This window comes from Brevundimonas olei, assembly GCF_037055245.1.
GTDB classification, from domain to species: Bacteria; Pseudomonadota; Alphaproteobacteria; order Caulobacterales; family Caulobacteraceae; genus Brevundimonas; species Brevundimonas olei.
This window is the reverse complement of sequence record NZ_CP146369.1, coordinates 1,421,859-1,435,796: the sequence shown is the minus strand read 5'-3', so window position 1 is coordinate 1,435,796 and position 13,938 is coordinate 1,421,859. Positions and strand designations below refer to the sequence as shown.

At 66.9% G+C, this 13,938-nt stretch carries 11 protein-coding genes; 3 read left to right on the top strand and 8 right to left on the bottom strand.

What is annotated here, in order from left to right; genetic code table 11:
• Positions 1-19: 19 nt before the first annotated feature.
• The 3 genes from cydX to V8J38_RS06765 are packed head-to-tail and all read right to left on the bottom strand — an operon-like array spanning position 20 to position 2,901.
• On the bottom strand, positions 20-139 hold the full coding sequence (cydX, locus tag V8J38_RS06775) for a cytochrome bd-I oxidase subunit CydX (RefSeq protein WP_024355286.1): 120 nt from the start codon (positions 137-139) through the stop codon (positions 20-22).
• 22 nt (positions 140-161) lie between these two features.
• Positions 162-1,310 carry a cytochrome d ubiquinol oxidase subunit II gene (cydB, locus tag V8J38_RS06770; protein ID WP_338578422.1) on the bottom strand — a complete coding sequence of 383 codons (1,149 nt, stop codon included), beginning with the start codon at positions 1,308-1,310 and terminating at the stop codon, positions 162-164.
• A 25-nt stretch (positions 1,311-1,335) separates the two neighbouring features.
• Positions 1,336-2,901 (bottom strand): cytochrome ubiquinol oxidase subunit I, encoded by a 1,566-nt coding sequence (locus V8J38_RS06765; protein ID WP_338578600.1) that lies wholly within the window; start codon positions 2,899-2,901, stop codon positions 1,336-1,338.
• A gap of 238 nt (positions 2,902-3,139) precedes the next feature.
• Between V8J38_RS06765 and cydD the strand changes: the two genes are divergently transcribed.
• The 3 genes from cydD (at position 3,140) to V8J38_RS06750 (ending at position 7,009) form a co-directional block, all read left to right on the top strand.
• The gene (cydD, locus tag V8J38_RS06760) at positions 3,140-4,786 is read left to right on the top strand and encodes a thiol reductant ABC exporter subunit CydD (RefSeq protein WP_338578421.1); all 1,647 of its coding nucleotides are present in this window, start codon (positions 3,140-3,142) and stop codon (positions 4,784-4,786) included.
• Complete coding sequence (locus V8J38_RS06755) at positions 4,783-6,444, top strand: amino acid ABC transporter ATP-binding/permease protein (RefSeq protein WP_338578420.1); 1,662 nt, start codon at positions 4,783-4,785, stop codon at positions 6,442-6,444. The genes cydD and V8J38_RS06755 overlap by 4 nt, the downstream gene beginning before the upstream one ends.
• A gap of 193 nt (positions 6,445-6,637) precedes the next feature.
• Positions 6,638-7,009 (top strand): hypothetical protein, encoded by a 372-nt coding sequence (locus V8J38_RS06750; protein ID WP_338578419.1) that lies wholly within the window; start codon positions 6,638-6,640, stop codon positions 7,007-7,009.
• Between the two features lie 23 nt (positions 7,010-7,032).
• Here the strand turns inward: V8J38_RS06750 and V8J38_RS06745 are convergent, their stop codons facing one another.
• From V8J38_RS06745 to fusA, 5 genes are all read right to left on the bottom strand, one after another.
• Positions 7,033-8,346, bottom strand: a complete 1,314-nt coding sequence (locus tag V8J38_RS06745) for a hemolysin family protein (protein ID WP_338578418.1) — start codon at positions 8,344-8,346, stop codon at positions 7,033-7,035.
• 104 nt (positions 8,347-8,450) lie between these two features.
• Positions 8,451-8,591, bottom strand: a complete 141-nt coding sequence (locus V8J38_RS06740; protein WP_338578417.1) for a hypothetical protein — start codon at positions 8,589-8,591, stop codon at positions 8,451-8,453.
• Positions 8,592-8,653: 62 nt separating this feature from the next.
• Positions 8,654-10,237: a PAS domain-containing hybrid sensor histidine kinase/response regulator gene (locus V8J38_RS06735; protein WP_338578416.1), complete on the bottom strand. Its 1,584-nt coding sequence runs from the start codon at positions 10,235-10,237 to the stop codon at positions 8,654-8,656.
• Positions 10,238-10,430: 193 nt separating this feature from the next.
• Positions 10,431-11,621, bottom strand: coding sequence for an elongation factor Tu (gene tuf / locus V8J38_RS06730; protein WP_338578415.1), 1,191 nt, complete (start codon positions 11,619-11,621; stop codon positions 10,431-10,433).
• A 111-nt stretch (positions 11,622-11,732) separates the two neighbouring features.
• Positions 11,733-13,811 (bottom strand): elongation factor G, encoded by a 2,079-nt coding sequence (gene fusA, locus V8J38_RS06725; RefSeq protein ID WP_338578414.1) that lies wholly within the window; start codon positions 13,809-13,811, stop codon positions 11,733-11,735.
• Between the last annotated feature and the right edge of the window lie 127 nt (positions 13,812-13,938).

Below are 13,938 nucleotides of genomic sequence, written 5' to 3'. Positions count from 1 at the left end.
GTCCGTCAGATGACGGGGGTCAGGGTTCCGAGTGACCCTCGTCGCCTTCATCGAACAGGCGGAACTCGTGCCACAGGCCGTTCAGGACGCCAAAGGCCACCGCCAGGCCGAGGCCCAGGATCCAGGCGAAATACCACATGGGATGATCTCCTTTCGCGGGATCAGTAGAGGTCGGGGTTGGTCTTCAGCGCCTCGCTCGTCGAGCGGCCCCACAGCACCTTGTAGACCCAGGCGGTGTAGAGCAGGACGAAGGGCAGGAAGACCGCCACCACGATCAGCATGATGAACAGGGTCGTATGGCTGGACGAGGCGTTCCACACCGTCAGGCTGGACTGGGCGTCGATCGAGCTGGGCAGGATGAAGGGGAACATCGACAGACCGACCGTCGAGATGATCCCGACGGCTGAGGCCGACGAGCCGCCGAAGGCCATCACCGCCGACTTGCGCCACATCCCCAGCAGACCGACCGCAGCGCCGGCAAAACCCAGCACCGGAGCGATGATCATCCACGGATAGCGGCCGTAGTTGTCCATCCAGGCGCCGGGCGCAGCCTCGACCGCCGTGCGCAGCGGGTTGGAGGCGCCCGCCGTGTCCACCACGCCGGTGATACGGAAGCCCATGTCGCCGAAGGCCGCCATGGCGCCGCCGATCGCGAACAGCACCAGGCTGGCCACGCCGGCGACGGTGCCGATGGCGCGGGCGCGCTTCAGCACCGGACCTTCTTCGCCCTTGATCGCCAGCCAGGCCGCGCCGTGCAGCACCAGCATGGACACGGACAGCAGGCCGCACAGCAGGGTGAAGGGGGTGAACAGACCCAGCAGGCCGCCTTCATAGAAGCTGCGCAGGTCGCTGGTCAGGCGGAAGGGCGCGCCCAGCAGGACGTTGCCGACGGCCACGCCGAACACCAGGGCCGGGACGAAGCTGCCGATGAACAGACCCCAGTCCCACATGGAGCGCCAGCGCGCCTCGGGCCGCTTCGAGCGATACTTGAACGACACCGGCCGAAGGATCAGCGCGGACAAAACCACGAACATGGCCAGGTAGAAGCCCGAGAAGCTGACGGCGTAGACCTGCGGCCAGGCGGCGAAGATCGCCGCTCCGCCGACGATGAACCAGACCTGGTTGCCTTCCCAGGTCGCGCCGATGGTGTTGATCACCATGCGGCGCTCTTCGTCCTTCTTGGCGACGAAGGGCAGCAGGGCGCCGACGCCCATGTCGAACCCGTCGGTCAGGGCGAAGCCGATCAGCAGCACGCCCAGCAGTCCCCACCAGATCAGGCGGAGGGTGGTGTAGTCGAGGGGAAGTTCCATCTCTCTTTTTCCTTCAACGACCGGGTCAGGCGACCGCGGGCTCGCCTTCAGCAGCGGCGTCTTCTTCGCGGGCTTCCTGTTCGGCGAACGGCCCCTTCTTGACCGCGCGCAGGATCAGGCCGACCTCGACGACGGCAAGGGCGCCGTACAGCAGGGTGAAGCAGATGATCGTGGTCCACAGGTGGGCCACCGTCAGGCTGGACGCGCCCAGGAAGGTCGGCAGCACGCCTTCCACGGCCCAGGGCTGACGTCCCACCTCGGCCAGCAGCCAGCCGGCCTCGATGGCGATCCACGGCAGCGGGATGGCCAGGACGGCCAGGCGCAGGAACCACTTCGTCTCATGCTTGCGCAGGGTGCACAGGATGAAGGCCGTGCCGAACAGGCCGATCATCAGGAAGCCGATGCCGGCCATGAAACGGAACACCCAGAACATCAGCGGCACGTTCGGAACCGTCGACCATGCGGCCTGCTTGATCTGATCCGGCGTCGCGGCGCGCGGGTCCTCGACGTAACGCTTCAAAAGCAGGCCGTAGCCCAGGTCGTTGCGGACCGTCTCGAACTGACCGCGGGCGGCCATGTCGGTCGGATCGGCCTTGACCTTTTCCAGCGCGTCATAGGCGACGACGCCGCGTTCGATGCGGTCCTCGGCGACGGCGACCAGTTCAAGGATGCCCTCGACCGGCTTGTCGATGCTGCGCGTCGAGATCAGGCCCAGGACATAGGGCACCTTGACCTCGAAGTGAGTGTGACGGTCCTCAAGGTTCGGCAGGCCGAACAGGGTCAGACCGGCCGGCGCCTCTTCGGTGCGCCACATGGCTTCCAGAGCGGCCAGCTTCATCTTCTGGTTGTCGGTCAGAGCGTAGCCCGACTCATCGCCCAGAACGACCACCGACAGCGACGACAGCAGGCCGAAGGCGGCGGCGACCGTCATCGACCGCTTGGCGAAGCCCTTGTGCTTGCCCTTCAACAGATAGAAGGCCGAAATGCCCAGCACGACCACGGCGGCGCAGACGTAGCCAGCCGACACGGTGTGGACGAACTTGGCCTGGGCCACCGGGTTGAAGATCACCGCCATGAAGTCGGTGATTTCCATACGCATGGTGTCGGGGTTGAAGGCGGCGCCGACCGGATTCTGCATCCAGCCGTTGGCGATCAGTATCCACAGGGCCGACAGATTAGTGCCCAGGGCCACCATGAAGGTGACGAACAGGTGGGCGTGCGGCTTCAGCTTGTCCCAGCCGAAGAACATCAGGCCGACAAAGGTCGCCTCCAGGAAGAAGGCCATCAGGCCCTCGATCGCCAGCGGCGCCCCGAAGATGTCGCCGACATAGTGGGAGTAGTAGCTCCAGTTCATGCCGAACTGGAATTCCATCGTCAGGCCGGTGGCGACGCCCAGCACGAAGTTGATGCCGAAGATCACGCCCCAGAAACGGGTGATCGTCCGCCAGATCGGCCGACGGGTCATCACATAGATGCTCTCCATGATGACCAGCATGAAGGAGAGGCCCAATGTGAGGGGCACGAACAGAAAGTGGTATAGCGCCGTCAGTGCGAACTGAAGGCGTGAAAGGTCTACGACCGCCAGGTCGATCATCGTTCCAGGCTCCTGACCGCCAGCCCCCATCGACCGGCGTTCTACTCTAACCTAAGTCAGCGCGTATTGGCGCGCCTTGATCCTGATCAAAGCCAGAGGCAGCGACTTGAACTAGAGGACGTTTCGCCCAAAGACCTTTCGCCACATAGGCTTTTTGCCCCATCCTCTATTGTCGTCGATCACGCTGGATGAGGGCGGATCTGACCCTCATTCCCAAAATGGCGCACCTGGAGACATGATGACGGCCCAGCCGGTCGACCCTCAGCAGGCGAGTTCCCCGAGAATCGCAGAGACGGCTGCGCCTGCGGCCTGGCTGAAGGCCGCCCTGTCCCCCTGGCGTCGCCTGATGAGCCTGGGCGGAGCCCTGGTGATCGCGGATACGGTCCCGGCCGTCGGCTTCGCCGCTGGATTGGCCCTGGCCGTCGGCGCCTTGCCGCGCGGCCTGGACGAGGCCTTCCCCGGCCTGGTGCTGGCGGTCGTCGCCCTGATCGTACGCGCCGCGCTCAGTCAGGGCGCGGTCTTCGTCAACACCCGCGCCGCCCGCGCCGCCAAGAACGGTCTGCGTCGCCGCGCCCTGAAGGGCGCCCTCGCCGGCCGTCTGTCGGACGCCACCGCCATGACCGCCGCCGCCGAGGGCGTCGAGGCCCTGGACGGCCATGTCGCCCGCTTCACCCCCGCCCGCACGGCGGCGGCCGTCTCGCCCCTGATCCTGATCCTGGCGGCGGGCGTGGTCAGCCCCTTCACCGCCGGCATCCTGATCTTCACCCTTTTACCCTTCGTGCTGGGCATGGCCCTGACCGGCATGGCGGCGGGCGCCGAGAGCCGCCGTCAGTTCCTGGCGCTGGAGCGTCTCTCGGGGCTGTTCCTGGACCGGGTGCGCGCCCTGCCCGCCATCCTGTCCTTCCAGGCCGAGGCGCAGCAGACGCGCGTCATCGCCCGCGCCTCGGACGACCTGGCCCGCCGCACCGGCAAGGTGCTGAAGGTCGCCTTCCTGTCCTCGGCGGTGCTGGAGTTCTTCTCGGCCCTGGCCGTCGCGCTGGTCGCCGTCTACTGCGGCTTCAACCTGCTGAAGCTGCTGCCGTTTCCGGCGCCGGACGAACTGAGTCTGGCGCAGGCCTTCTTCGTCCTGGCCCTGGCGCCCGAGGTCTATCAGCCGATGCGCCGCCTCGCCGCCGCCTATCACGACCGCCAGGCCGCCGAGTCCGCCGCGCCCAGCCTCAGCCGCCTGGAACAGATCGATGAGACGCCGCGACCTCGTGCGCCTCTTCCTTCGTCCGCGCCCGCGATGCGCTTCCGCGACGTGACCATCTCCTATGACGACACGCCCGTGCTCAGCGGCTTCAACCTGACCGTCGCGCCTGGCTCGATCGTCGCCCTGACCGGCCTCAGCGGGGCGGGCAAGACCAGCCTGCTCAACCTCGTCCTCGACCTGTCGCCCCTGTCAGGCGGCGAGGTCGAGGTCGGCGACGCGCGCCTGTCGGACGCCCCCGACCTGACCGCCTGGATCGCCTGGGCCGGTCAGGCGCCGGTCGTGATCCGCGGAACCCTGGCCGAAAACATCGCATTGGCCCATCGCAGCGCCACATCCGAACAGATCGAACAGGCCGCGCGCAAGGCGGGCCTCGACGGCGCGCTGGATCGCCGGATCGACGAGCGCGGCGGCGGTCTGTCGGGGGGCGAGCGTCGCCGTCTGGGTCTGGCCCGCGCCTTCCTCAAGCCCGCCCCCCTGCTGCTGCTGGACGAACCGACCGCCAATCTGGACGCCGAGGCCGAGGCCGCCCTGCTGCCGCTCATCCGCGAGGCGGCGCGCGGACGCACGACCCTCATCGCGACCCATTCCGACGCCGTGGCCGAACTGGCCGATGTGGTGGTGCGCCTGTGAAGCCTCAGTCCTCTCCCGGCGTCGTCCGCCTCAAGGCCATGATCCGCGCCCAGGAGAGCGCCCAGTTCCCGCGCCTGCTGGCCGCCTCGGTCACAGGCGCTCTGGTCTCGGCCGGGGCCGTGGCCCTGCTGGGCGTCTCAGGCTGGTTCATCACCGCCGCCGCACTGGCCGGCGCGGCCGGACCGGCCGCAGCCCATGTGTTCAACTATCTGGTACCCAGCGCGGTCATCCGCTTCCTGGCCATCGTCCGCACCGCCTCCCGCTATGGCGAGCGCGTCACCGGGCACGAGGCGGCGCTGAAGGCCCTCGCCGCCCTGCGTCCTCAACTGTTCGACGGTCTGGCGCGCGGCCCCACGACGCGCGCCCTGTCGCTGGCGGGCGGCGAGGCCTCGGCCCGACTGGTGCAGGATGTCGACGCCGTTCAGGATCGTTTCGTGCGTCTGTCCGCGCCGTGGAGCGCGGGCGCCGGCCTGCTGACCGGCATGGTGATGGCCTCGCTGGCCGGATGGCGCGCCGCCGTCGCGGTCGCCCTGGCCACCGTGGTCAGCGTGGCGCTGGGCGTCGTGCTGGGCAGTCGCCTGGCCGAACCTGCGGGCCGCCGCCTGCAGGAGGCGATGGGCGACTTCAAGACCGACTTCGCCGCCATGTCCGCCGCCGCGCCCGAGCTTCAGGCCTACGGCATGAAGGACTGGGCGGTGGAGCGTCTGGCCCGTCAGGGCGGCGCCGTCGAAGCCGCCGCCGAGGCCCTGGCCCGCGCCGGAGGCTGGCTGATGGCGGGGCAGACCCTGTCCATGGCGCTGGGCGTCATGGGCGCGGCGCTGGCCGCCGGTTCCGCCTCCCCCGCTTTAACCGCCCTGGCCATGCTGGCCGCCGTCGCCACGGTCGAGAGCGCGGGCAATCTGCTGAACGCCCTGCGCCAGAACGGCGCCGTCGCCGTCGCCGTTCAGCGTCTGGGCGAGTTGCTGGATGGAGAGGCTCCCATCGCGACGTCCGCCGCCGAGCCTGCCCTTCGCCTGTCGTCGGCCGATCTGCGTCTCGCCCCGCCTCAGCGCCTGGCCGTCGTGGGTCGCTCCGGCGCAGGCAAGACCACCCTGATCGAGCGGATGATGCATCTGCGCGCGCCTGTTCCGGGCGAGGTCGCCTTCGCCGATGTCGACAGCGCCGGTCTATCGCCCGACACCGTGCGCTCGCTGTTCGCCTATGCGCCGCAACAGGCGGTTCTGATGGCCGGAACGGTGCGCGAGAATCTTCGCCTGGCCGCCCCTTCGGCCGATGACGATCAGCTCTGGGCAGTGCTCGAGGACGCCGGCCTGACCGACCGCATCCGCGCCGCGCCCGGCGGGCTGGACGAGCCTCTGGGCGAGAACGGCGCGCGGCTGTCAGGCGGCGAGCGGCGGCGGCTGGGCCTGGCCCGCGCCTATCTGCGCCCCGCGCCCTGGCTGGTGCTGGACGAACCGACCGAAGGGCTCGACGCCGCGACAGAGGCCAAGGTTCTGGACCGGCTGGCCCAACGCCTGCAGCGCACCGGTCAGGGCCTGATCCTGGTCAGCCACCGCCCGGCCCCGTTGGCCCTGTGCGACCAGACCCTGACCGTCAGCGGCATCGCCCCGGATGGTCATGTTCAGGCACACGTCGGTCCTCTTCGCGCCGTCGCCTGAACCGGCCGACCTTTGATCTCCATCAAGGCGCGGCCACGGACGGTGAGCTCTGCTGTCGGCATAGGAGAACTGCCATGCCCTCAGAAATCATCGCTCCCGTCGCCGCCATGGGCGCCTTCTTCCTCACCTTTATGGCCGCTATGGCCTACGGCGTGATCAACAGCAATCTGGCCGACCGCAAGGCGCGCTGACCATGACGCTGCATCACATCCGGCTGGAGCTGGCCCGCGAGGTCGATGCGCCGCATGGCGATCCGGGCGACGGCTATGACCTGGTCATGACGCTGGACGAACACTCCCGGTTGGACGCTCCGGCCCTGCTCGCCGCGCCCGAACGCACGCGCGTCCGCCGTTTCCGCGACGGCGAGACGCTGGCGGTCGGCCAACTGACCCGGGGCGCGGACGGCCGCTGGGTGCTGGACTTCCCCGGCGAGGACGCCGACGCCGTCGGCTTCCGCCTCGAAAGCGAACGCTTCGTGCCGGGGGAATACGTCTCCCTGGCCGAGCCGGGCGGCCCCATGCGTCCCTATCGGGTCGCCCTGGTCCAGCCTTTGGACCGCACCTGAGCCGCCACGACGGCGCCGCCTGATCAGGCGGCGTCGGTCTCCTCGCCTTTGATCACAGGGCGGAACAGCAGCTTGTCGATGCGTCGGTCGTCCATGTCGATGACCTCGACCTCGAAGCGGCCCAGCTGAAGAATGTCGCCCTCGTTCGGCACGCGCGACAGATGGTGCAGCACCAGGCCCGCCACCGTGTGGAAGCCTTCATGCTCGCCGAAGTCCTCGCCCAGCGCTTCGCCCAGTTCATCCAGATCGATCTGACCGTCGACGGCCCAGGTGCCGTCGGCGCGCTTGCGCACGGCCGTCTCGACCTCGTCATGGCTCTCGTTGAAGTCGCCGGCGATCATCTCCAGCAGGTCCGTCGCCGTGACCACGCCTTCAAAGGCGCCGTATTCATCCACCACGAAAGCCATGTGAACCTTCGAGCCCTTCAGGATCTCCAGCGCCTTCAGCACCGAGGTCGACTGAGGGATGAAGGCGGGTTCGGCCACCAGCTTCTCGACGTTGAACTCGCCGTTGTCGAGCAGGCTGTCCAGCAGGTCCTTCTTGTGGACCACGCCCAGCGGATTATCGATGTCGTTGTCCCGCGCCACCACGATGCGCGAATAGGGACAGGTGCGAATTTCCTCGCGCAGCGTCTCTTCGGAATCGTCCAGGGCGATCCAGTAGACCTCGTGGCGCGGCGTCATCGCCACGCGCACGGCCCGGTCGCCCAGGCGCAGGATCTCCTCGATCATCTCCTGCTCTTCCGGCTCGATCAGGCCTGCGGACGTGCCCTCGGCCAGGATGCTCTCCACCTCTTCCTGAGTGACGTCCGAACCGTCGCGATCCTTGACGCCCAGCAGCTTGAGGATGCCCGAGGTCGACGCCGTCAGCAGCAGCACGAACGGCTTCATCACCAGGGCCAGGGTCGAGATCGGACCGGCCATCTTGGAGGCGATGGTCTCGGGGAAGATCAGGGCCAGGCGCTTGGGCACCAGTTCGCCGACGATCAGCGAGACATAGGTGATCAGCACCACGACCACGCCGGTGGCGATGATCTGCGAATAGGGCGCCAGCGCCGGCAGGTTCGCCGTCAGGATGTCGTCCAGCTCGCCGGCGATGGCCGCCTGACCGTAGGCGCCGGCCAGAATGCCGATCAGGGTGATGCCCACCTGGACCGCCGACAGGAACTGCGTCGGCTCCTCAGCGAGTTTCAACGCAGCGCGTGCGCCGCGGTCGCCTCGTTCGGCACGGCTCTGAAGCTTGGATTTGCGGGAAGACACGACCGCGAGTTCGGTCATGGCGAAAAGGCCGTTCAGCACCACAAGCAGCAGCACGACGACGATAGCGATGGTCAACATCGAAAAGGGAGAAGCCCTGACGCGGCGCGACTAACGGCGTCCGCGAGGCGTATAGTAAAGGCGATGCCGCCCCTGCGCCAGCTTTCTTGTCGAAACTGCGGCGTTCAGCCTGTTCGGCCCGTCTCGACGGCGCCGTAGAAGCCCGTGTCGGCGCCGCCCTGCCCCATGCCTCCGGTCTGCGCGGCGCAGGCGCTAAGGCCGATCACCAGACCTATCAGCAGGCCCAGACGTGCAGCGCGGATCATCTTGGTTAACCGGTCATTGACGACCCGCCCTGAACGCGAGACGCGGCAACCGAGTTCCCCGGTCAGGCCGCCGAGGGCATGCTCTCGTCCGACCATTCAGCGGCGACAGCAACGCCTCGCTCCATGCCCTGCAGCAGGATCTCCAAGGTCACCGGTTTCGCCACCAGATGGTCGGCGCCGGCCTGCACCGCCTGCAGATGATGAGCCTCGGTCGTATTGGCCGTCAGCATGACGATGGGTGTGCGCGCCGCGCCCAGACGCGCCTCCTCGGCGCGGATGCGGCGCATGGCGTCCAGCCCGTCCATGACCGGCATCTGCATGTCCATCAGCACCACGTCGAAACGCTCCTTCTGGAATCGCAGCACGCCCTCCAGCCCGTTGTCGGCGGTGACGATCTCGAAGCCCAGCGGCTCCAGCAGGCAGCGCACGACCATCTGATTGGCCGGATTGTCCTCGACCGCGAGAATACGCAGTCGCGCGGGCTCCTCGGGTTTCTCTACGGCCGACCCAGCCGCCTCCGTCGAAGCCGACAGCGGGCGCTGGATCGGCAGGTCCACGCTGAACACGCTGCCTTCGCCCGGCGCAGACTCGACGGTGATCGTTCCACCCATCAGTTCCGCCAGCGACTTGCAGATGGACAGGCCCAGACCCGTGCCGCCGAACTGACGCGAGATGGCGTCATCCGCCTGGACGAAAGGCTTGAACAGACGTTGGGCGGCCTCGGCGTCGAAGCCCATGCCCGTGTCCTGCACCTCGATCACGAGGCGCTCCTGGCGTTCGACCGCCCGCACGTCGACCTGGACGGAAACGCGGCCTTCAGCGGTGAATTTCACTGCGTTGGATACAAGGTTGGAAACGATCTGGGTGATGCGCACCCCGTCTCCGATCACCTCGCCCCGGGCGGTCGGCGTAAAGGCGACCTCCAGCGCCAGGCCCTTGTCCTCGGCGAGCGCGCGACGCATCTCGACCACCGCCTCGATGTCGCCCTTGAGGTCGAACGACGCCGTCGACAGGCTGAACTGACCGGCCTGCATCTTCGACAGGTCCAGCATGTCGTCCAGCACCCGGCGCAGGGAGTCGCCAGCCCCGGTGATCAGGTTCAGCATCTCGCTCTGGCGCGGCGTCAATGTCGTGTGCGCCAGGGCCGAGGCCAGGCCCAGCACCGCGTTCAGCGGCGTACGCACCTCATGGCTGACGTTGGCGAAGAAGCGGTCACGCACGTCTGCGGCCTGCCGCGCCTCGGCCTGCGCCAGCTCCAGGGCCCTGAGCGCACGGACGTGGTCCGACACCTCGAAACGGATGGCGGTGTAGGTCTCGGGTCGTCCGTCCGCCCCGAGGTTCGGAACAATGGTGGTGTCCACCCAGTAGGCCTCGCCCGATTTGGTGCGGTTCTGGATGGTGCCGCGCCACACTTCGCCACGCGCGATGGTCCGATACAGGTTGCGGAAATAGTCGCGCGCATGAACGCCCGAGTTCACCACCCTGTGCGTCTGGCCGATCAGCTCGGCGCGCGAATAGCCGCTGACCGCCTCGAACTTGTCGTTGCAATACAGGATGCGGCCCGCGCGATCCGTAATCGCCACGATGGCGGCCTCGTCAAGCGCGGCGGAGAGGCCGGCGCGGCGGGGCCAGTCGACGTCAGTCATAAGGGGTCCTTTCAGCCCGGCACATGGCGCGTCCATGGCTGAGAAACCCTTAACCGCCCCGCTAGACCAAAGTCGGGCGTCTCCTTTTGATTCAACGCAATAGCGCATGGCAAAACGGCCCCCGGATCGCTCCGGGGGCCGCTCTGTACGCTTACGCTACTCTTACTGTGCGGCCTCAGGGGCCGCCCGTCGATTACTCGACGATCTTGGCCACGACGCCGGCGCCGACGGTGCGGCCGCCTTCGCGGATGGCGAAGCGCAGCTTCTCTTCCATCGCGATCGGCGTGATCAGCTCGACGTCCAGCTCGGCGTTGTCGCCCGGCATGATCATCTCCACGCCTTCCTTCAGGCGCACGATGCCGGTCACGTCCGTCGTGCGGAAGTAGAACTGCGGACGGTAGTTCGTGAAGAACGGCGTGTGACGGCCGCCTTCTTCCTTGTTCAGGATGTAGGCTTCAGCCACGAACTTGGTGTGCGGGGTGATCGAACCCGGCTTGCACAGCACCTGGCCGCGCTCGACGTCTTCACGCTTGGTGCCGCGCAGCAGCACGCCCACGTTGTCGCCGGCCTGGCCCTGGTCCAGCAGCTTGCGGAACATTTCCACGCCCGTGCAGGTCGTCTTCTGGACCGGACGGATGCCGACGATCTCGACTTCCTCACCGACCTTGACGATGCCGCGCTCGACGCGACCCGTCACCACGGTGCCGCGGCCCGAGATCGAGAACACGTCTTCCACCGGCATCAGGAACGGCATGTCGATCGGACGTTCCGGCTGCGGGATGTAGCTGTCGACCGCCGCCATCAGCTCCAGAACGCGCTCGGCGCCGATCTGCGGGTCGCGGTCTTCCACCGCGGCCAGGGCCGAGCCCTTGATCACCGGAATGTCGTCGCCCGGGAACTGGTACGAGCTCAGCAGCTCGCGCACTTCCATCTCGACCAGCTCCAGCAGCTCCTCGTCGTCGACCATGTCGACCTTGTTCAGGAACACCACCAGCGCCGGAACGCCGACCTGACGCGACAGCAGGATGTGCTCGCGCGTCTGCGGCATCGGGCCGTCGGCGGCCGAGCAAACCAGGATCGCGCCGTCCATCTGAGCCGCGCCCGTGATCATGTTCTTCACGTAGTCGGCGTGGCCCGGGCAGTCCACGTGCGCGTAGTGACGGTTCGCCGTCTCATATTCCACGTGCGACGTGTTGATCGTGATGCCGCGCGCCTTCTCTTCCGGCGCGTTGTCGATGTCGGCGTAGTTCATCGCCTTGCCGCCGCCGGCCTTCGACAGCGTCATCGAGATCGCCGCCGTCAGCGTCGTCTTGCCGTGGTCAACGTGACCGATCGTGCCGATGTTCACGTGCGGCTTCGTGCGTTCGAACTTTTCCTTGGCCATTCTCTAGCTCCTGGCATCCCCAAAGCGGGGGTCCAAATGGGTTTGGGGATAGGTGGGGCGATTTGTGGTCAAACCGCCCCGTTTTCAAGTGGGTCCGTCGGAAAGACGGATTTAGGCGTACTTCTTGATCACTTCGTCGGCGACGTGTTGCGGCACCGATTCATAGTGGTCGTACTGCATGGTGAACTGGGCGCGGCCCTGCGACATGCCGCGCAGCGTGTTCACATAGCCGAACATGTTGGCCAGCGGCACGAAGGCGTTCACGACGACGGCGTTGCCGCGCATGTCCTGCCCCTGGATCATGCCGCGACGGCCGTTCAGGTCGCCGATGATCGAACCCAGGTACTCTTCCGGGGTCACGACCTCGACGGCCATGATCGGCTCGAGCAGCTTCGGTCCGCCCTTTTCCTTCAGTTCGCGGAAAGCGGCGCGCGAGGCGATTTCGAACGCCAGGACCGAGGAGTCGACGTCGTGGAAGGCGCCGTCGATCAGGGTCGCCTTGACGTCGATCACCGGGAAGCCGGCCAGCAGGCCGTTGTCCTTGGCCGACTTCAGGCCCTTTTCCACGCCCGGGATGTATTCCTTGGGCACGGCGCCGCCGACGATGGCCGACTCGAAGACGAAGTCCGAACCCGGCTCGCCCGGCTCGAACACCAGCTTGACGCGGGCGAACTGGCCCGTACCGCCGGTCTGCTTCTTGTGGGTGTAGTCGATCTCGGCCTTGCGGCTGATGGACTCGCGATAGGCCACCTGCGGCGCGCCGATGGTCGCTTCGACCTTGTAGGTGCGCTTCAGGATGTCGATCTTGATGTCCAGGTGCAGCTCGCCCATGCCCTTCAGGATCGTCTGGCCCGACTCGTGGTCGGTCGAGACGGTGAAGGACGGATCTTCCGAAGCCAGCTTGGCCAGAGCCACGCCCAGCTTCTCCTGGTCTGCCTTGGTCTTGGGCTCGACGGCGATTTCGATAACCGGCGCCGGGAATTCCATCTTCTCAAGGATGACCGGCGACTTCAGCGGATCACACAGGGTGTCGCCGGTGCGGGTTTCCTTCAGGCCGGCCAGGGCGACGATGTCGCCGGCGTAGGCTTCCTTGATGTCTTCACGGTTGTTCGAGTGCATCAGCAGCATGCGGCCGACGCGCTCACGCTTGTCGCGCGACGAGTTCAGCAGCGACTGGCCGGTTTCCATCTTACCCGAGTACAGGCGGCAGAAGGTGATCGAACCGACGAAGGGGTCGTCCATGATCTTGAACGCCAGAACCGACAGGGGCTCTTCGTCCGACGCCTTGCGGACGATCGGCTCTTCGGTCTTGAAGTCGATGCCCGGCGTCGGCGGGATGTCGACCGGCGACGGCAGGTAGTCGACGACGGCATCGAGCAGGGGCTGGACGCCCTTGTTCTTGAAGGCCGAGCCGGCGAGGATCGGATAGAAGGCGCCGGTGATGACGGCCTTGCGGATGCAGCGCTTCAGCACTTCAACCGAGGGTTCGTTGCCTTCCAGGTAGGCTTCCATGGCCTCGTCGTCGATCTCGACGGCGTTGTCGACCAGGTACTGGCGAGCGGCGGCCACGGCGTCAGCCATATCGGCCGGGATGTCGCGCACGTCGGCCGAGGCGCCGACCTGATCGGTTTCCCAGACCAGGGCCTTCATCTCGACCAGGTCGACCACGCCCTTCAGGTTCGATTCCGAACCGATCGGCAGTTGGATCGGCACGGCCTTGGCGCCCAGACGGTCGCGGATCGACTCCACCGACTTCTCGAAGTCGGCGCCGATCTTGTCCATCTTGTTGACGAAGACGATGCGGGGGACGTTGTACTTGTCGGCCTGGCGCCAGACGGTTTCCGTCTGCGGCTCGACGCCGGCGTTGCCGTCCAGAACGGTCACGGCGCCGTCGAGGACGCGCAGCGAACGCTCGACTTCAATGGTGAAGTCCACGTGGCCGGGGGTGTCGATGATGTTCAGGCGCTTTTCACGCCAGAAGGCGGTCGTGGCGGCCGACGTGATGGTGATGCCGCGTTCCTGCTCCTGGTCCATCCAGTCCATGGTGGACGCGCCGTCGTGCGTCTCGCCCATTTTGTGGTTCTTGCCGGTGTAGAACAGAATCCGCTCGGTCGTCGTCGTCTTGCCCGCGTCGATGTGGGCCATGATGCCGAAGTTGCGGTAGTCTTCGATTTTATGTGTGCGGGGCATTGAAGTTGCCTTCCGGGAGCTTCGCGGACGCGGCGAGCGCCCTGGGGTGTCGGATATGACGGCGCGGGCGGTTCAATCTGAACGCCCGCGCCGGATCGTCTGATTAGCGACCGCCCCATTATCCGAA